This is a genomic window from Lewinellaceae bacterium, from assembly GCA_020636105.1.
Lineage (GTDB): Bacteria > Bacteroidota > Bacteroidia > Chitinophagales > Saprospiraceae > BCD1.
The window spans coordinates 70700-90561 of record JACJYL010000001.1; the positions used below are offsets into that span (position 1 = coordinate 70700).

Below are 19862 nucleotides of genomic sequence, written 5' to 3' on the forward strand. Positions count from 1 at the left end.
TGAATGAATCCCAATAGCAAAAAGGCCATTCAAACCACTTATGTGAGTATCTTTGGCAATGTCCTGTTAGCCCTGGCCAAAGGCCTGACCGGAATTTTTGGGCATTCATTTGCTCTGGTGGCAGATGCCATTGAATCAACCACGGATGTTTTTGCCTCCATTTTGGTGTTGATGGGATTAAAATATGCCACAAAACCTGCCGATGAAAACCATCCTTACGGACATGGCAAGGCTGAAGCCCTGATCACCTTTGCCGTAGTGGGTTTCCTGGTGATATCTGCTACGGTGATTGCTTATAAGAGCATTCAAAACATTCGTTCTCCACAGGAAATGCCTGAAAGTTACACCCTCATCGTTTTGGCGGTTATCGTGCTGATCAAAGAATTTTTTTATCGGTTCGTTTCCAGGAAGAGCGATGAAACACGAAGTACTTCCCTCAAGGCGGACGCCTGGCATCACCGGAGTGATGCCATCACCTCTTTGATGGCTTTCATCGGCATTTCCATTGCCCTTATCATGGGAGAAGGGTATGAAGCGGCTGATGACTGGGCAGCTTTGATGGCATCAGGATTTATTGTTTTTAACGCTTACCTGATTTTCAGACCGGCACTCGGGGAGATTATGGATGAACACCTGCATGATGATCTGATCAGTAAGATCAGGGCCTTGGCAGGTTTGGTGGAAGGCGTGGTGGATACAGAAAAGTGTTTTGTGAGAAAATCCGGTCTTTCTTATCATGTTGACCTGCATTTGATCGTTAATGGGAATATAAGTGTCAGGGAAGGCCATGGTATTGCGCACAACTTAAAAAATTATTTACAGCTTAAAATGCCTGAAATTTCAGACATATTGATTCACGTGGAGCCGGATGAATAAAATTAAATCAAGATTATGGAAACAGATCAACTTTACGACAAAGCCAGGAAAAAAGTAAAAAATAAAGCGGGGTTCTTTGTTCACCTTGGGGTATTTATTCCCGTAGGTATATTTTTGTTCCTTTTGAATATGTTTACGTCCCCGGATATCTTATGGTTTCATTTCCCTATGTTATGCTGGGGATTAGGTCTGGCCATTCATTACACGGTCATCTTTGGTATTCCCGGAACGAAAATTCTCAGCCCGGACTGGGAAGAAGATGAGTTGGATAAGGAAATAGAACGCCTGAGACGCATCCAGGATAAAACCCGCACCAAAAAATATCTTTTGGACATGGGAGGGTTTAAGGAAGATTCCCTTGATCTCAGGGAACTGGATAAACAACGGGAGGAAATGTTTGATGAGGAAGACCTGGTTTAAATTATTCAGTTGAGCAACAAACGAAAAATAAAATAGTGCGTTGTCCTAAATTTTTTTGATGACCAGAATAAACACGCTCAGCAGAACAATAAAAGTTTCCATTCTTCCAATCTTTTCTTATTTTTGCCGGCTATGAGATTGCAAAGTCTGGAAATAAAAGGTTTTAAGAGTTTTGCCAACGATACGAAGATCAACTTCGGGCAGGACGTCATTGGGATTGTCGGGCCAAACGGCTCCGGGAAGTCCAATATCGTCGATGCTATTCGCTGGGTGCTCGGAGAGCAAAAGAGCAGCGAGCTCCGCCTCGACCAAATGTCCAGCGTGATTTTTAACGGCACCAAAAAGCGTAAGCAGGGTGGATTGGCACAGGTTTCCCTGACTTTTGACAATACTAAAAACCTGCTTCCTACCGAATACCAGTCGATTACTATTACCCGAATGTTATATCGTTCCGGTGAAAGTGAATATCGTCTGAATGGTGTAGCCTGCCGGCTGAAAGACATCACTTCCTTATTTTTAGATACCGGGATTGGCTCCAATTCCTATGCCATCATCGCATTGGGGATGGTCGATGATATCCTGGCCGACAAGGATGATTCCCGCCGGAAAATGTTTGAGCAGGCCGCCGGAGTTTCCAAATACAAAATTCGCAAAAAGCAGACCCTCAATAAGTTAAAAAGTACGACTGAAGATCTCGACCGGATCGAGGACCTGCTGTTTGAAATAAACGCCAACCTGGAGACCCTTGAGAAACAAGCCAAAAGGGCCGAAAAATATTTTGAGCTTAAAAACGAATACAAGAAACTGAGCGTTGATATGGCTATCCTTAAGGTAGCTTCGCTCAAGGTCAAACAAAACGAGCTAAAGGCTACCCTGGAAAAGGAAGAGGACAAATACCGCGAATACGACGTCGTGACCAGGAAACTGGAAGCCCAACTCGAACATGAGCGTAAAGCCAATGTGGATAAAGAAAAGGCATTGTCTGAAAGTCAGCGTGAACTGAACAGCCTCATCGGCCATATTCGTGGTATGGAGAACGACAAACGCATGATGGAACAGAAACAGGAGTTTCTCGAACAAAACATGCAGAAGTCGAATCAGGATATACAGTCTGCCAGCGGTAGAATTGCGCAATTGGAAGGCGATATTGAGCATTTTCGTTCAGAACTCAATTTGTCAAAAAGAGAAGAAGCCCGTCTGGAGGAGGAACTTGAAGCAACAGAATTGGCGCTGAAAAAGGTTAAAGAAAGCCACGGCTCCATAAAAGCTGAATTGGACGACATTGTCAATAGTCAGCAAGAGGCCGAACGCGCCTTGTTTTCCCTGGAAAAACAAAAAGCGGTCAATGCCAATGAGATCGAAAATTACCAGCGGCTCATCGAACAAAACAGACTCGATATAGAGTTGAGGGTAGAAGAAGTCAATTCCCTTAAATTGAAAATAGAGGCCATTCGCAAAGAAGAAGAGGGGAAAGCCAAATCGCTGGAGAATCTTGAAAAAGCCGAAGCGGGTCGTGTGGAAGAAATCCGCCTGACGGAAGAGGAACTGGATACGCTTCAGAAGACCATGACCCGTGTGAACAGGGAACTGGATTCCAAGCGCAATGAATTCAAACTGACTCAGAGCATGATCGAAAACCTCGAAGGTTTTCCGGAGTCCATCCGTTTTTTAAGTGGAAGCAAGGAGTGGAAAAAAGATACGCCCCTGCTTTCCGACATCATTTATGTCAAGGAAGAATATAGAATTGCCATAGAGAATTTTCTAGAGCCATATCTGAACTATTATGTCGTTCAAAACCTGGAAGAGGCCCAGCAGGCCATCCGCTTATTGAGCAGGAGCCAGAAAGGGAAGGCCAACTTTTTTATTTTGGATGCTTTTGCTCATTACGAGGCACCTATGAAGATGCTTCCGGGGACAAAACATGCCATTGACCTGGTGGAGACGGATATGAATTATCGCCGATTGTGCGGTTATTTGCTTGAAAATGTGTTGATTACGGATAATGAACAGTTCGAAATCCACGATATGGATGAGGATGTGACCATTCTTTCGAAAAGTGGCAGTTTCATCCGCAGGAAGTTCAGCGTATCAGGAGGATCGGTCGGTTTATTTGAAGGAAAAAAGATCGGGCGCAAGAAAAATCTCGAAATACTCGATTCATCCATCAAAAAACTTGAGCGGGAAGAGAATAAGTTCTCCACTGCTTTTTATAATCTGAAAAGTAAAATTGATCACCTGAAAACAGGGAATCATAATCCCGAAATACACCAGGAGCGGAATGCGCTGAACCAATTGAGCCAGGAACGTATTTCCCTGGCTACGCGACTGGAAAATTTCCAGACCTTCATTGCTGAAGCAGATGCCAAATTCCAAAAATCAAGTGAGGCGATCAAGACCCTTGAGGCTTCCAATATCAGCATAGATAAGGACCTGGAGGAAAAAATGAATATCGTCAGGGGCGTGAAAGACCAGATTGCCAATATGGATGGATCTTACCGGGAAGTGGCAGAGGAACTCAGTACGGCATCGGCGAATTTCAACCAAAAAAATATTGCCTTCATTCAGCAGCAAAATAGGGTAGGAGCGTTACAAAGAGAATTGGTTTTCAGGGAGAAGCAATTGGAAGAAACCCTTACTGCCTTGGATGCCAATCAGCGTCAGTTAAGGGAAAATAGTGAGGAAATCAAACGGATACAGTCAGGAATTGATGAGTTGCAAAATAACCTGCTGACCAAATACGAGGAGCGTAAAGCAAAAGAATCCTCCCTGACGGAGGTGGAGCAATTGTATTTCAGTGGCCGTGGCGGCATCAATGAGATCGAAGATAAACTCCGTCAGACAGGTCGCGCCCGACAGGATGCACAAATCCTCATCAACCAGATTAAGGAAAAATATACCGATATCAAATTCCAGGTGAGCTCTGTAGCCCAGCGCCTTAAGATCGAGTTTGAAATGGATATCAACTCCATCATCAACCAGGACCCCGAAGATCCCAACCAGGATCCTGAAGAACTGGAGATGAAAGTCGACCGGATGCGACGCCGTCTGGAAAATTACGGGGAGATCAACCCCATGGCAGTGGAAGCCTATAACGAGATGAAAGGTCGTTTTGATTCCATCACTAAACAAAGGAATGACATCGTCGAGGCTAAGGATTCCCTGATCGCCACCATCAAGGAGATCGAAGAGACCGCCACCATCCAGTTTTTGGATTCTTTCAGCAAAGCCAGGCTGTATTTTATCGATGTATTCCGCAGTCTTTTTACCGAGGATGACAACTGCGATCTCATCCTGCTCGAACCAGATAACCCGCTGGAGTCCAAGATCGAGATCGTCGCCAAGCCAAAAGGCAAGCGTCCACAAACCATCAGCCAGCTCTCAGGAGGAGAAAAGACCCTCACGGCCATCGCCCTGCTGTTTGCCCTATACCTGCTGAAACCGGCCCCTTTCTGTATCTTCGATGAGGTAGATGCGCCATTGGATGATGCCAACATACTCAAGTTCAACAAGATCATCAAAAAATTCTCCGTGGAATCCCAGTTCATCATCGTGACTCACAACAAACTGACCATGGCTTCGGTAGATACTATCTACGGAGTGTATATGGCAGAACAGGGCGTTTCAGGCGTCAGTCCCGTCGATTTCCGGGATTTTGAGCATAAGGCTACTTTTGAGGTGAGCAGGTAGGGAGAAAATAATTGAACCCAACAAAACTCCTGAAACCTTTCCCCATTCTATGTGTTGATATTGAAATATTCGAACAACCCACTTCATATCATGTCAAAATTCAGAACCCGCTTTCGCAAAGTGCTCAGGATCATTGGTATTGTTTTTTTTATTCTTCTGGCATTTGTTTTTTTTGCTATGCATTTCCTGATGCCTTTCAGGGAATCGGATAAAAAAATTGAAAAATATTTCGCCGAAAAGCATGTTCCTGTAGTCATTCATCATGTCGAATACCAGGGCGCTCCGGTTCGGTTTATTGAAACCAAAGGATCTGAAGCCCCCGACAGTACGCTCATCATTTTTGTACATGGAGCCCCGGGGTCTTTGTCAGATCATAAAGCTTTTTTGGCTGATAGCCTGCTGCTTTCAAAGGCGAGAATGGTTTCCATGGATCGCCTTGGCTATGGCTATTCGCATTATGGACAATCTGTGCCCGGGATTGGGGAACAGGCAGCGTTTATTAAATTTATCGTGGAGCAGTTTCCCCATAAAAAGGTCATTCTTTGCGGTCATTCTTTTGGAGGGCCCATCGTGGCAAAATTCGCCATGGATTATCCCGAGCTAGCCGATAAGGTCATCATGCTGGCTCCCTTGAATGAGCCGGAAACAGAACCCATGTTCAATATGGCTTACCTGGCCAAGTGGAAACTTACCCGCTGGACGTTGCCTGCAGCCATCAATGTTTCGGCTGATGAAAAATTTGCCCATGCGGCCGAACTGGAAAAGATGAAAGGAGGGTGGGCAAACCTGAAAGTGCCCATGGTACATATTCATGGCACAAAGGATATGCTGGCGCCGTTTTCCAATGTAAAATTCAGCGAGGATCATATTCCTGCTGCATTGCTGCAAACCATTGTATTAGAGGGTGCGAATCATTTTTTGCCCTGGTCGCATTATGAATTGGTGAGGAAGGTTTTGTTGGAAAGTATTTAGGTTTCAGGTGTTCAAAGTGGGCTTAATCCGTTTTATCCGTTCCATCCGTGTTCTAAATAGTCCCGATGGAACACGGATGGAACGAATTTGACGAATTTAGACGGATTTTCTTTCATACAAGAAAGCCCTGATCCAACAAATCCCGGTTCTGACGCTAAATTTACTTCAACCTGGCCACAGCTTCCTTGATCCTTTTTGCAGACTCTATCAATTGTTCATCGGAAGCCGCATAAGAAATTCTGAAGCAATTGTCCGCTCCGAAGGCACCGCCTGAAACGGTGGCTACATGGGCTTTGTGCAATAAGTATTCACAAAAATCATCCGCATTGTTGATGGTCATTTGTCCATCACTTTTGCCGAAAAAGTGGCTGATATCCGGGAAAATATAAAAGGCGCCATTGGGCATATTGACCTTGAAACCGGGAATTTCGCTGAGTTTTGCGATCATCATATCCCGGCGTTTTCTGAAGGCTTCGCACATTTTATAGGTTGGGGTGAGGTCCGACAACAGCGCGTGGGCCGCGGCTTTTTGACCGAAAGAACTGGCACCGGAGGTGAATTGTCCCTGGATCTTGGTACAGGCATCGGCGATCCATTTTGGCGCGCCCATGTATCCGAGTCTCCATCCGGTCATGGCAAATCCTTTGGCAAAACCATTCACCGTGATGGTGCGGTCCTTCACATTTTCAAAAGAACCTATGCTGATGTGTTTGTCTCCAAAATTGATGTATTCGTAAATTTCGTCAGAAACGATGTAAACATCATCATATTTGGCAATCACATCCGCAAAAGACCTGAGTTCTGCTTCATTATAAACCGAACCGGTAGGATTGCAGGGAGAAGAATAGAGGATGAACCTTGTTTTGTCGGTAATGGCGGCTTCGATTTGGGCCGCAGTCACCTTGTAGTCCTGCTCGATACCGGCGCTCACCAAAACCGGCGTCGCTCCGGAAAGTCTGATGATTTCAAAATATGACACCCAGTAAGGGGCCAAAATGATCACTTCATCGCCTTCGTCCAACAGCGCAAGGGAAAGGTTCGCAATGCTCTGTTTGGCTCCGTTGGAAACTACGATCTCATTGATATTGTAATCGAGATTGTTATCTCTTTTGAACTTAGTCTTTATGGCCTCACGCAATTCGATCAGACCGGGAACGGGAGTATATTTGGTATACCCATCATCCAGGGCCTGCTTGGCGGCTTCCTTTATGTGTACGGGAGTGTCAAAATCGGGTTCCCCAAGGCTTAAATTGATAACGTCATGTCCCTGTGCTTTAAGGTCACGGGCCAGCTGCGACATTTTAAGGGTGGCGGATTCCTCCATTTCCTCAAGGCGCTTTGATACGATTTCTTTGCTCATTTTTTATGAGTTGTGGCTTCTGAAAAGTGGTAAATAAGAGGGGGCAAAAGTAATTCTTTTTTTCAGAACAGCCCGCTTTTTTTCACCCTGAATTACAGTCTCAAAAACACATTTGTTCCTGCAATATCTAATTATTAAAAGACCTATTGGCCGACAATTTTAGTTTTTTGCAAAAGCAATATTTTTAGAAGTGTTGTATCCATGAAACTATTTGTCTAATTTGGCGCCGATTATTTGAATAATATTTTGCAAAATCTACTTTAATGAAGATCATAGTAAATCTGGGCCTGCTTTTTTTGGTCTCTACCTCCTTTGTACGGGCTCAAAATGATTCCTGGAACATGAATTTGCTGGGTAACTGGACGGATCCCTCCCTTCCTGTTTATCAGGGCCTTATTTTTAATGATGTTTGGGGATATACGGATCCTTCCGGAAGGGAATACGGCATTATCGGTTCGGCTCAAAAAGTACATTTTATCAATATAACCAATCCAGGGGCACCTGTGGAGATCGCCAGTTTTGCCGGCGGGGTGTCGAGTATCTGGCGTGATATAAAAACCTACGGCAATCATGCCTATTCTGTTGCTGATCAGGGGGCGGAAGGCCTGATGATTTTTGACATGAGCGGTTTACCCGGTACGGTTGCCAAAGTGTACCAGTCCAATTCATTTTTCAACAGGGCGCACAACATTTTTATTGACGAGGCCCAGGGACGGTTGTATGTTTTGGGGTCCAGCGGAGGTTCCGGGCACATTATGATCTTTGATATTGCGACCGACCCTGAAAATCCCATTTTGTTGGGCGCCCCGAACCTCAACGGCGGTTATATTCACGATGCTTATGCAAGGGATAATATTGTTTATTGTTCCCATGGCAATAATGGCCTGTACGTCTATGACATGACCAATCCGACAAGCCCGGTGGAGTTGGGCAACCTGACTGGCTACATCAACAGCGGTTACAACCATAGTAGTTGGTTGAGCGAGGACGGGACAACCCTGGTTTTTTGTGATGAATCCCATGGAAGAAAAATCAAGGCCATTGATGCAACCAATCTTTCCAATTTATCCGTGAGCAGTAACAATTTGTTTTATTCCAACCTGCTGGGGACCACACCACTAAACAGCATTGCGCATAATCCTGTTATCAAAGGCAATTACGTGTATATTTCTTATTATCACGATGGGGTACAGGTGTTTGACATCACCGATCGCACCAATGTCACCCGGGTAGCTTATTTTGATACCTATCCTGATAATACGGGTTATGGCGGGTACGACGGAGACTGGGGCATCTATCCATTGTTTGACTCCGGAAAGATCATTGCCTCTGATGAAACCTACGGGTTGTTTATTTTAGAATTGTCTAATCCTTTGCCGGTGGGCCTGAAAGACTTTGCCGTGACCCGGGCAGATGGCCAGTCCGCACGAATTGCCTGGAAGACGAATCATGAAGAAAACAGTGCTGTTTTTTACGTGGAAAGAAGTGTCGATAATCAATCTTTTTCGACCATCGGCAGTGTGGTCGCGGCGGGGAATTCCCAGATGGAGCTGAAATATTTTTTTTACGATGAAAAGCCTGAGCCCGGAACCAACTACTACCGCTTACGACAAGTAGATTTCGACGGCAAGGCTAATTATTCGGACTCCAGGTCCCTCGATTTTTGGTCGCCGGGGGCTTTCTCCGTTTTTCCAACGCTGACCAAAGCAGGAACGGCCATCAGGTTCGAAAGCAAAGGAATCCTGCCCGGAGCTAATTGGATTCTGCAACTGTTTGATGTTCAGGGGAAACTCCTTGAAACGCTCGATTTTGTCCCGGGAGAAACTGAAAAAAACATACCTACCGAAACTTTGGTTCCAGGAACCTATCTTTTTGTTTTGAAGGAAGGGGATCGCACGGCATTCTTACAAAAAATGATCATTTCTGAATAAAAGGCTTGATTTTTTATATCTTTCGGGTCAAAACATAAGCCTTACAAGATGAGTAGGAAAAAAAGCGGTAAACCACCAATACAAAAAAATAAGAAGTCATCGGGAACCAAAACCGAGTCGTTCCAAAAAGAGAAAGAGATATGGATCGATCATAAGGATCCCAAGGATAACTTTTACAGAAAAATATTTCTGGGTGTTTCAGCCTTCGTGGTCGTGGTCATGATATTACTGTCTTTCAGCGCCGGGATCAATGCCGATGATTCCTACCAGGTCAAATATTCTGAGAACATCGTCAATTTTTATACCACTTTCGGAAAAGACAAAGCGGCGCTGGAGAACGTTCATATAGGAACCAGCCAGGCTCCCATGCAGTATTACGGTGGGTTTTATGAACTTATGGCTGGCGGAATCAACCGCATTTTGGGATACACGGAGTACGACCCCGCTTACCATAATATCCGGCAGATGCTCATTGCCATTTTTGGTTTTTTTGCCATGTTTTTCACCGGGTTGTTTGTCAAAGAAATCGCCGGATGGCGGGCAGGCATTTTGGCCCTGGTTTTGATGTTTTTATCGCCGCGTTTCCTGGGACATTCAACGATGAATCCCAAAGATATTCCCTATGCGGCCGGTTTTGCCATAAGCCTTTATTTTCTCATCCGGATACTCAAACACATGCCCAAACCCGATTGGCGGGAGGCGCTCGGGTTTTCCCTGGGCGTAGGCATCGCCCTGGGCACGAGAGCCGGTGGTTTGCTCGTGATCGCCTACGCCGGATTATTTGCCGGCATAGATTTTTTGGCCAGGTATGGCCTGAATGGCTTAGGGACGAATTTTAAAATGATTTATAAATACCTGATTTATATCGGAGGGACCTCCATCATTGGTTATATTATTGCCGTCCTCTTTTGGCCCGCGGCCCTGGTTTCCCCCATCAAATTTCCCCTGGAAGCGCTGACGGAGTTTTCGAAATTCGGGACGGCCATACGCTTGTTGTTCCAGGGCGACAACGTGATGTCGGACACTACACCCTGGTATTACGGAGGGTTGTGGATTGCCAAGACCATTCCGCTTTTTACCTTGATAGGATTGTTAGGTAGTTTCGCGGTATTGCCGGCCTTGTTGCGAAAATATTCCAGGGTAGCGGTTTTACTGGCTTATTTCGCGGTGTTTTTTCCCTTGCTCTATATTGTTTATAAAGGATCAAGCCTTTATGACGGATGGCGTCACCTGTTGTTTATATATCCTCCCATGGTGATCCTGGCTTCCTTGTTCTGGGCCCACCTGGAGCAGTTGTTTGCAGAAAATGCTACGGCAAAAAAAGCGATATGGGCCATCCTGGGTATTTTGATGCTGATCCCCGGTATTTTTATCGCCCGAAATCCCGCTTATCCCTATACTTACTTCAACCCTATCGGCGGGGGCATCCAGGGAGCTTTTGGCAATTATGAAACTGATTATTGGGGCATTTCCTGCAAACAGGCCATCCGCTGGATGGAAAAAGAAGGGATACTTAGTGAAAACATGAAAGATACCCTTTACATCGGGACGACCTTCCAATACAATGTTTCCCGGCAACTCGATCCTTCCTATGCCGGTAAAGTAAAAGTGAGGTATGTACGCTTCGGTGAACGATATACGGCCAGTTGGGATTATGGAATTTTTCCTTCCCGGTTCTTTAGAGGGCCACAACTGCGTGCGGGTTTTTGGCCCAACAGCAAATCCATACATTCGGTAAAAGCCAATTCTGTGGTCTTGACCACCATCGAAAAAGATGAAAATCATTATGCTTTCCAGGGAGAACAAGCCTTGAAAGCAAATGATTTCACCAAAGCCATTGAGCAATTTACCCTGGAGGTACAGGCCTTCCCGGACAATGAACTGGCCTGGGGCGGTTTGCTGCGCGCTTACCTCAACACAGGCCGATTGGATGAGGCTATTGTTGCCGGACAGGAGATGCTCAAACTGGCTCCGGAAAATGAAACCGCCCTGTTGATGCTTGGCGTCGCTTACCTGAATAAAGGCGACCTGGATACCGCTGATCAGATGTTGCAGGAAAATGTAAGGATCAACCCTAAAAACGCAACAGCTTTTTATTACCTCGCTTTGGTTTACGATAAGAAAAATAATTACGTGGAAGCGGTTTCGTATGCCACAAAGGCCGTAGCGGCCAATCCGCGTTTTAAAAATGCTTACAGCCTGGCGGCCGACCTCTATCAGAAGATGGGCGATGCGGCCAGTGCAGAAAGATACCGGCAGGCGGCGGCTAAGGTGCAATGATGTTAAAGGACAAAAGAATAATGTCAATTTATTTAACCGCAATGGTCGCAAAGAAGGCGCAGTGATCGCAAAGGGAATGTAATGACATCCCGACCTAACGGTACGGGATGTTCTATTTGCGAACTCAGAAACAGATTATACATGAAAGATAAATTACAAGAACTTAACGACAAACTGGCAGAAGCCAAATTAGGCGGAGGGCAGGCCCGTATTGATGCCCAGCACGAAAAAGGAAAACTGTCGGCCCGGGAGCGGATACACTTCCTTTTGGATGAAGGCTCCTTTGAAGAAATCGGTGCATTGGTGACCCACAGGAGCAGTGATTTCGGAATGGACAAACAAAAGGTCCTCGGGGATGGGGTAGTGACCGGTTACGGAACCATTGAGGGCCGTCTGGTGTATGTATTTTCACAGGACTTTACCGTTTTCGGGGGATCCTTATCAGAAACCCATGCCGAAAAAATATGCAAGGTGATGGATCTCGCCATGCAGAATGGCGCTCCCTTGATCGGGCTGAATGATTCCGGCGGGGCAAGGATACAAGAGGGCGTCCAGTCTTTAGGTGGTTATGCCGATATTTTTTACCGAAACGTACAGGCTTCCGGGGTGATTCCCCAGATTTCTGCCATCATGGGCCCTTGTGCGGGAGGTGCCGTTTATTCCCCCGCGATGACGGATTTTACCATCATGGTGGAACAGTCTTCCTATATGTTTGTCACCGGCCCGAACGTCGTGAAAACCGTTACCAACGAAGAAGTGACGGCAGAAGAACTCGGCGGCGCCAAAACCCATGCCATAAAATCCGGTGTTACCCATTTTACGGCGGTAAACGATCTCGATTGCCTGGCCAAGGTAAAAAGGATGCTCAGTTATATGCCTCAGAATTGTGAGGAGAAACCCACCGATATTCCCTTTGTTTTGGAAGAGGAGGAAAGACCGCAACTGCTGGAGATCATTCCCGAAAACAGGAACCATCCTTATGATATGCGGGATGTGGTGAATGGCATAGTGGACCAAGGCAGTTTCATGGAAGTGCATAAGGATTTCGCTGAAAATATCATTGTCGGCTTTGCCCGGCTCGGTGGACGCAGCATCGGCATTGTGGGCAACCAGCCGATCAGCCTGGCCGGAGTGCTCGACGTGGAAAGTTCCAAAAAAGGCGCCCGTTTCGTCCGCTTTTGCGACTGCTTCAATATCCCTTTGCTGACCCTCGTAGATGTACCGGGTTTTCTGCCCGGGACCGACCAGGAATGGAACGGCATCATCGTCAACGGCGCCAAGTTGCTCTATGCATTCAGCGAAGCCACCGTGCCCCGGATCACCCTCATCACCCGCAAAGCTTATGGCGGGGCCTATGATGTGATGAACTCCAAACATATCGGGGCCGACATGAACTATGCCTGGCCTACCGCCGAAATTGCCGTGATGGGAGCCAAAGGCGCCTCAGAGATCATCTTCAGGAAAGAGATCAAGGAAAGTGACCACCCGGATACCTTCCTCGCCGAAAAAGAAAAAGAATACCAGGATAAATTTGCCAACCCTTACCGGGCCGCTTCCCGGGGATTTATCGATGAGGTGATCAACCCCAAAGATACCCGGAGGAAGCTGATCAGCGCCTTTGCCATGCTGTCGAATAAGGTAGCCAAATTGCCGAAGAAGAAACATGGGAATATTCCTTTGTAGGGGAGGGGCGGAGATTCACAAAAGTTATATGGAAACGTGGGAAGGTTTCTATGTAACTAAGTATAGCCAATAAACAAATTAAACTTATGAGCATATTTAAAGTATTAGAAAGTAGCATTGAAAAAAATGCAGAAAATTATTCCGAATTTTTGAAAGATAAAAAAGGAGATATTTTAAGAGGCTCTGAATTCATGCTTTATGCTTTAACAAATATGTTCAAAGATAAAGAGGTTGATGAAATTGAAAATGGCATCGTTGATTCTTCATACAAAGGTGAGAAGTATGATTTTGGAATTGATGCAGTTTATATAACTGCTTCAAATGATTTCCTAGAAGAACCAGAACAGGTTGAAGATTATAATGAAGATACTAAATTTAAGATACAATTTTTTCAGTTTAAAAGGGGTACAGGAATCGCTCAAGCTGATCTATTGAAATTTAAAGGGGGAATTGAAAAGGTTTTGATAAATGAAAGTATTTCTGAAGACGATAATTTCTACTTTTTCAATCGAATGAGTGTACTTAATGAAATTAAAAATATTCTATTTAGAGATTTTCCCAGTGAAAATATTTCAATATTATGTCATGTTGTTTTTGGTGGTATTGAGAAAAACATTCACTCTGAGAAAATACTGACAGATGAATTAGAAAGCTTAAACTTATTACTTAACAACAATGGCTATACGAATTCCAGTATAGTAATCACTGATTGTGAATCCCTAATAAAAGGGCCATTTAAGCATCAAAACATTGTTGACATTGTCGAGTATCAAAAAACTTTTAAATATATCACTGATACAGACAAAAAAAATAAGCTAAATGGTTATATCAGTATTATTAACGGTGGTGAAATTGCCGAACTTGTTCGCAAACATCAATCATCAATATTTGAAGCAAACATCCGTGATTATTTCAAACGAAGCGATTTGAATTCAAAAATACTTGAGACAAGTGCCAATGAAGAAGAAGCTAAATATTTCTGGAGTTACAATAATGGATTAACAATGACATGTAGTAAAGTCGAAGAATTACCGAATAATAAATACAAATTGCATAACCTTCAAATTGTAAATGGCTGTCAAACATCTAATGCAATATATGCTGCAGTAAAAAATAAAGAGCGAATTATTGAATTGAACAAAAAAATTGAAGAAGGAAATACTTTAACTAGAAAAGAAGCCGAAGAATTTGATCAAAAAAATCTTCTTCAATTCAACGAAGAAACAAGTTTATTGGTAAAGATAATCGAGACTAATAATGATGATTTAATTTATCGAATTACTGAAACAACAAACTCCCAAACACCAATAAAGGCATTTTCTTTAAAAGCCAATGATGACATACAAAAACTAATCGAAAAATATCTTGAAGACTATGATGTTGCTTATGAACGAAGAATAAATGAACTGAGGAATCAAGGAAAAAAGAATATCTACAGTATTCAGAAGTTATTTCAATTGTACACCTCTCATATTTTACTTAAACCTTCTCAAGTTAGAACAAGACCTAAAAGCATGTTTATTTCATCTTATGACGATGTTTTTCCTGCGCCAAACGTTAAATCAATAAATTACCTTTTGTATTACATTCCTATTCAGTTGGATATATATGTCAATAAAATCATCAAAGAATACACAGGAGAAATGGACTCCTACCAAAAAACATTGATGTCATATGGGAAATTTCATTTAGGATGTTTTTTGCTGAGTTCTATATTAAAAAGTAACTATAGTGAAAAAGGAATAATAGCAAATGAGGATAGAATTAAAAAAGAATTGAATGATAATTTAGAAGCACATTTTTTAGATGCAATCGATAATTTTGAAAAGGTTGTCAAAAATTTTATCGGTAATAAAAAAGAGTCCATTCCCAGTGCAGTACGTAAATTAGAACTAGACACAAGAATCGCGAGGTTTGTGAAAAACAGAAAATAAAAGGCTATAACAAATAAGCCCCAAAGCGAGGCGGAGGCGCAGCCGACGGCCGTAGCTTTTGGGCTATGTTGGACGCACCCGCCCTTTCAGCAGGATATTATGGGGATTGAAAAAGTTGGTTGATTGGGGTAAAGGACTAAATGGGAAAAAGCAACGGCCTGCATTAGCTTGTTTTTATAGGCAACTTTTACATTCGTTCTTTGAAAACCGGATTATTAAGGAGTTATATTTATGGTTTGGGGCTTTTCAGGTGTAGCCAGGCATGAAAATGGCCCGAAAGACAACGCTCATCGCTTTGACAGGAAACAAAAAACCGGACTTTCGTTTGGGTGCTTGCCATTTCCCTTGTTTGTTTATTCCTCCACCGGGGACAATGGCATGTACATGGGGGTGTAAACTCAGGCTTTGTCCCCAGGTATGCAGTACCATTGTAGCGCCGGTAGCTGCTCCGAGGTATTTTGGATCGGCGGCGAAGTTTTGTAAAGTCTGCCATGCAGCCCGAAAGAGTAAATCGTAGCAAAAATTGGGATTGTAGATACACCAGCTATTGAGCTGTTCAGGAATGGTGAACACGACATGGTAGTAAGTTACGGGCAAGAGTTCCCGTTCGCGAGCTTGTATCCACAGCTCGCGCTCCAACCCTCCGCACTTGGGACAGTGTCGGTTGCGGCAAGAGTTGTAACTCACTCGTAAAACTTGTTCACAAGCAGAACAATAGTCGATGTGGCCGCCAAGCGCGGCTGTTCGGCACTGCTCCAAAGCCCGTAACGTTCGGAGGTGTGGGGGGATACAGATGATCGGCGAGTTGGTCTAATGCCTCTTGTAGTTCAGCCCGATGGGAAACTATTGCTTTTTTTTGACATGATAAACATTTTTAGTGAATTGGAAAGATAGGTCAAAAAGTGTTATCTTGGAGGAGTTTTGGAAGAGTTCCCGCGTAAGCGGGTTCGTTCAACAGCACCTATAAGAAATTGGCGGTTCAGTGCTCCGCAGACAGTTTTGTGGTTAATCAAAGTTTGGTTCTCCGCATCAACATTTGTGGTGAAAATCGCCAACTTCTTATAGCTGCAAAACGTTGGCGGCAATGCCCCAAAAGACAATCAATAACTATTAAAATTGTATGGATAATCACCCTAGAATATTCGTTTCATATGCGTGGAGTAACTCCAAATATACTGATGTAATAGAAACAGATTTCAGTACAGCAGGAATTCCAATAATTAGAGATAAAAATTCAATTAAATATACGGGAAGCTTAAAAGAGTTCATGGACTCTATCCGATTCAGTGATTTTGTTATTGCACTAATTAGCCCTGATTATCTAAAAAGTAAAAATTGTATGTATGAGCTTACTTCAGTTTTTAAGGATATCGATTATAGGAATAAAATCTGCCCAATAATAGTAGAGCCTACTAAGTTTTATGACGTAAATGGTAAAATAGAATACATAAAGTATTGGGAAGAAAAAAAGAGAATGCTTAATGATAAATCAGCAGAACTAGAACCAATGAACGCTTTATCCATTTTTAAAGAATTGAAGTTAATTGACCAGATTTATGATCAAATTGATGAGATTTTAGATTTTCTATCTGATTCTTTAAATAAAAATTTAGACGAACTTAGAAATGATAATTATAGACCATTATTAGATCGAATGGGAATTAATGAAATAAGTCATTTGTCTAAATTGTTAGAAATTTCAAAATTGAAGAATGATGAACAAAAAATGATTGCTTTAGATGAATATGAAGAGAAATATGCCCCGAACACATTTACATACTACTTTAGAGCTCATAATTCAGTATTAAATAAAGAATACCTAAGGGCTGAAGTCTACTATAAAAAGTCATTAGAACATGATGAAAATAATTCTGAGTCATTATTTAGATTAGGAGAACTATATTTGGCATATCTCAATAAACCAGAAGAGGCTATCAAGTTGTTGCATGCGGCAGTAGAAATTAATCCTAAAAATGAAGGAGCTCTACTTGATATTGGGCTTTATTATTTTAATATACTTGGTGACTATGAAACAGCGGCTGAATATGCAGACAAAGTAATAGAGATAAATCCAAGAAATGAAAAAGGGTATAATAATCTAGGTGGTTGCTATGTGATGATGGATATGAAAAGTAAAACCTACACTTATAAAGAAAAAGTAAAAAGTTTAATACTGAAATCACTAGAGATAAACCCTAGGTATTATGATGGATTAATGTCTTATGGTGGATATTATATATATTATGAAAATAATCTTGAGCGAGGAAGAGAAATTCAAATAATGGCTTTGTCCTTACGAGAAAATAAAGATATTGGAAGTTCTTCAGTATTAATAAACGATAGTACTGGAGAAATCAAAATCATTTTAGATAATTAACACTTGCCGATAACAATGCGCATACGTCAACCCAGCCACAACGTTGATTCTTCGGTTGAAAAGTCCTAAATTACGCCACGTTAAACCTCTGAAAAGACGTTTGTGAAGGCTAGGCTGCGCATGCGCGGACCGTTATCTTCAAATAAAACCGACAAAAGAACCAATCAAATGAACTATTTTCAACCTAAAAACACCGCCGAACGATACGCAAGTGGAAGACCAGACTTCCATGAAAATACTATTGGGAAAGTAAAGCAGGATTTGGGTATTCAGGATAAACTTGACAAAGCTTTAGATGTAGCTTGTGGGACCGGATTATCAACCAGGGCGCTATTGAAAATTGCCGATAATATTTTCGGAACAGACTCCTCCGAAGAAATGCTGAGGTTTGCCCATTCAAATGATAGGATTAACTATTCTGTTTCCACGGCAGAAAACCAGCCATTTCCGGATAGTGAATTTGATATCATTACCGTATGTTCTGCTATTCACTGGTTCAACATAGATGACTTTCTGCTGGAAGCCAGTCGGCTTTTGAAAAATGATGCTTACCTCGTTATCTATGATAACTTCTTTATTTCCGAGATGAAAGAAAATGAAGATTTCAAACATTGGTTTCCGAATGTTTATCTAAAGCGATTCCCTTCTCCTGTGAGGAATAATAATTATGATTGGGATAACGGGAACTTAAAAAGAAGCCATTTTATTCTCGAAAAGGAAGTGAGTTTTAATAATGAAGTGAGTTTTTCAAAGGAAAAATTAATGCTGTATTTTACCACTCAAAGCAATATTACAGCGGCCATAAAACAAGGGAGCAGCTACGAAGAAGTTGAAGATTGGCTGAATACAGAACTTGCTCCATTTTTTGAAGACAACAAGGTCACGAAAACCATTTATTTTGGGAATTGGGTGAAATATTTAAAACGAAACCATTAAAACCTGCGGTTAAATTCTTCCGGTTAAATTTTTCTAAATTCGCAACTTACCTTAATATAAATTCAGCTCCTAAAACCAATCCTGGCCGGAGAGTTGCATCAATCGTACATAGGCCATAATTTTGTCATATTCAGCCTGAATGAGCCGTTGATTGATGCTTAACTGTTGTAAAAAAACCTGTCGCAATTCAAATTGTGTGATTCGGCCACTGGTGTATAGTTGTTGGGCCAGATCGAAGTTTTCTTTAGCCATGTCGAGGTTTTCAAGTTCGCGATTGTACAATGCTTGTTTAAAGTTATAATTTTGCTGCTCTGTTTGAAGCTCATGCTCAATGCTTTTCGTCAGCGTTTCCGTGGATAACTTTGCTTCCATTGCATTGAGTTGGGCAATTTGATTTTCCCGCTCTACCCGCTTGCCATCATATAGATTATAATTGGCGGTAACGCCCAGGTAAGGACCGTAAGCGATGTTGCTCACAAGGAATCCTGTCGTGGAATTCAGGAAGCCATAATTGAGCCCTGCATTGAGATTGACTTGTGGCAATTTTCCGCCTTTGGCCAAATCCACCTGCTTTAGGGTGATCTCATTCTGTTTCCTGGCAGACAGTAAATCAAGATTGTTCTTTCGGGCATTTTCCTCCCAAAACGCAGGATCTATATTTTTATTCACCACCAAAAATTGTGTATCCACCTGTATCGGTTCATTGGCATCGCGATGGAGCAGGGTGTTGAGTTCAGTCTGGGTGACCTCGTATTGTAAAACCATCAGGTCACGGTTGTTTGTCAACTCGTTAAGGTCGGTATTGGCTTGCAACACATCTAATTTCGTACCCGAACCAATGTCTAATTTAGCTTTGGTGAGTTCTAGGAAATCCGACAAATAATCAATGTTTTCGTCCAGGATGGCAATATGCCTTTTTTGCAATACCATCAACTCGTAAAGCTCCGTAATTTGTGCCTTCAAAACCAATTGCTGATTGAGGTAATTGATATGAGCGATGTCATTTTCAATATCCAAAATATCTTTTCTGGCAAACATTCTCTTTCCGTCATAAATCGTCCAATCCATACGAACCCCACCGTTCAACGACAAGTTAGTCCCCCCTTTGATTGAATTTTCACGACCATCGAGAAAAACCTGGTTTGCGTTATTGATCGCATAGGATCCAGATGCGTCCAAATTTACACTGGGAAGCATACCGGCGGCGCCTTTTCCTGTGTTAATGGTGGCTCTTTCTTTGGCAATTTTCGTAATGGCGATATTAAGATTATTATCCAGTCCGATCTGGATGATTTCTTTCAAGCCTTGAACCTGTTGTGCCTGGGTGACATTCGGAAAGGAAATGCTCATCAACATCAGCACAAATAAAAATGGGTATAAAAGTTTGTTATGTCTGCTCATCTCAA

Annotated in this window: 12 protein-coding genes and 1 pseudogene; 10 read left to right on the forward strand and 3 right to left on the reverse strand. The window is 42.8% G+C overall.

Translation table 11 applies throughout. The features are described from left to right. Window positions 1-3: 3 nt before the first annotated feature. From H6571_00260 to H6571_00275, 4 genes are all read left to right on the forward strand, one after another. A complete protein-coding gene (locus tag H6571_00260; GenBank protein ID MCB9322148.1) occupies window positions 4-876 on the forward strand; it encodes a cation transporter in 873 nt (290 codons plus the stop codon). A gap of 15 nt (window positions 877-891) precedes the next feature. Then, complete coding sequence (locus tag H6571_00265; protein MCB9322149.1) at window positions 892-1296, forward strand: 2TM domain-containing protein; 405 nt, start codon at window positions 892-894, stop codon at window positions 1294-1296. Between the two features lie 132 nt (window positions 1297-1428). After that, window positions 1429-4983, forward strand: a complete 3555-nt coding sequence (smc, locus tag H6571_00270; GenBank protein MCB9322150.1) for a chromosome segregation protein SMC — start codon at window positions 1429-1431, stop codon at window positions 4981-4983. Window positions 4984-5073: 90 nt separating this feature from the next. Next, the gene (locus tag H6571_00275; GenBank protein MCB9322151.1) at window positions 5074-5955 is read left to right on the forward strand and encodes an alpha/beta fold hydrolase; all 882 of its coding nucleotides are present in this window, start codon (window positions 5074-5076) and stop codon (window positions 5953-5955) included. Window positions 5956-6115: 160 nt separating this feature from the next. Here the strand turns inward: H6571_00275 and H6571_00280 are convergent, their stop codons facing one another. After that, window positions 6116-7315 (reverse strand): pyridoxal phosphate-dependent aminotransferase, encoded by a 1200-nt coding sequence (locus tag H6571_00280; GenBank protein ID MCB9322152.1) that lies wholly within the window; start codon window positions 7313-7315, stop codon window positions 6116-6118. Window positions 7316-7578: 263 nt separating this feature from the next. Here H6571_00280 and H6571_00285 point away from each other — a divergent pair, with 263 nt between their 5' ends. The 4 genes from H6571_00285 (at window position 7579) to H6571_00300 (ending at window position 15143) form a co-directional block, all read left to right on the forward strand. Then, complete coding sequence (locus H6571_00285; GenBank protein MCB9322153.1) at window positions 7579-9246, forward strand: choice-of-anchor B family protein; 1668 nt, start codon at window positions 7579-7581, stop codon at window positions 9244-9246. A 48-nt stretch (window positions 9247-9294) separates the two neighbouring features. Continuing rightward, a complete protein-coding gene (locus tag H6571_00290; GenBank protein ID MCB9322154.1) occupies window positions 9295-11526 on the forward strand; it encodes a tetratricopeptide repeat protein in 2232 nt (743 codons plus the stop codon). Between the two features lie 141 nt (window positions 11527-11667). Further along, on the forward strand, window positions 11668-13209 hold the full coding sequence (locus tag H6571_00295; GenBank protein ID MCB9322155.1) for an acyl-CoA carboxylase subunit beta: 1542 nt from the start codon (window positions 11668-11670) through the stop codon (window positions 13207-13209). Window positions 13210-13295: 86 nt separating this feature from the next. Beyond that, complete coding sequence (locus H6571_00300; GenBank protein MCB9322156.1) at window positions 13296-15143, forward strand: AIPR family protein; 1848 nt, start codon at window positions 13296-13298, stop codon at window positions 15141-15143. A gap of 261 nt (window positions 15144-15404) precedes the next feature. Here the strand turns inward: H6571_00300 and H6571_00305 are convergent. After that, window positions 15405-15923: pseudogene (locus tag H6571_00305) on the reverse strand (transposase zinc-binding domain-containing protein). A gap of 340 nt (window positions 15924-16263) precedes the next feature. Here H6571_00305 and H6571_00310 point away from each other — a divergent pair. Both H6571_00310 and H6571_00315 read left to right on the forward strand, forming a co-directional pair. Then, window positions 16264-17520 (forward strand): TIR domain-containing protein, encoded by a 1257-nt coding sequence (locus H6571_00310; GenBank protein MCB9322157.1) that lies wholly within the window; start codon window positions 16264-16266, stop codon window positions 17518-17520. A gap of 168 nt (window positions 17521-17688) precedes the next feature. Then, window positions 17689-18456: a class I SAM-dependent methyltransferase gene (locus H6571_00315; GenBank protein ID MCB9322158.1), complete on the forward strand. Its 768-nt coding sequence runs from the start codon at window positions 17689-17691 to the stop codon at window positions 18454-18456. Between the two features lie 69 nt (window positions 18457-18525). On the opposite strand, the gene H6571_00320 is transcribed toward H6571_00315, so the two are convergent. Then, a complete protein-coding gene (locus tag H6571_00320) occupies window positions 18526-19857 on the reverse strand; it encodes a TolC family protein (GenBank protein ID MCB9322159.1) in 1332 nt (443 codons plus the stop codon). Between the last annotated feature and the right edge of the window lie 5 nt (window positions 19858-19862).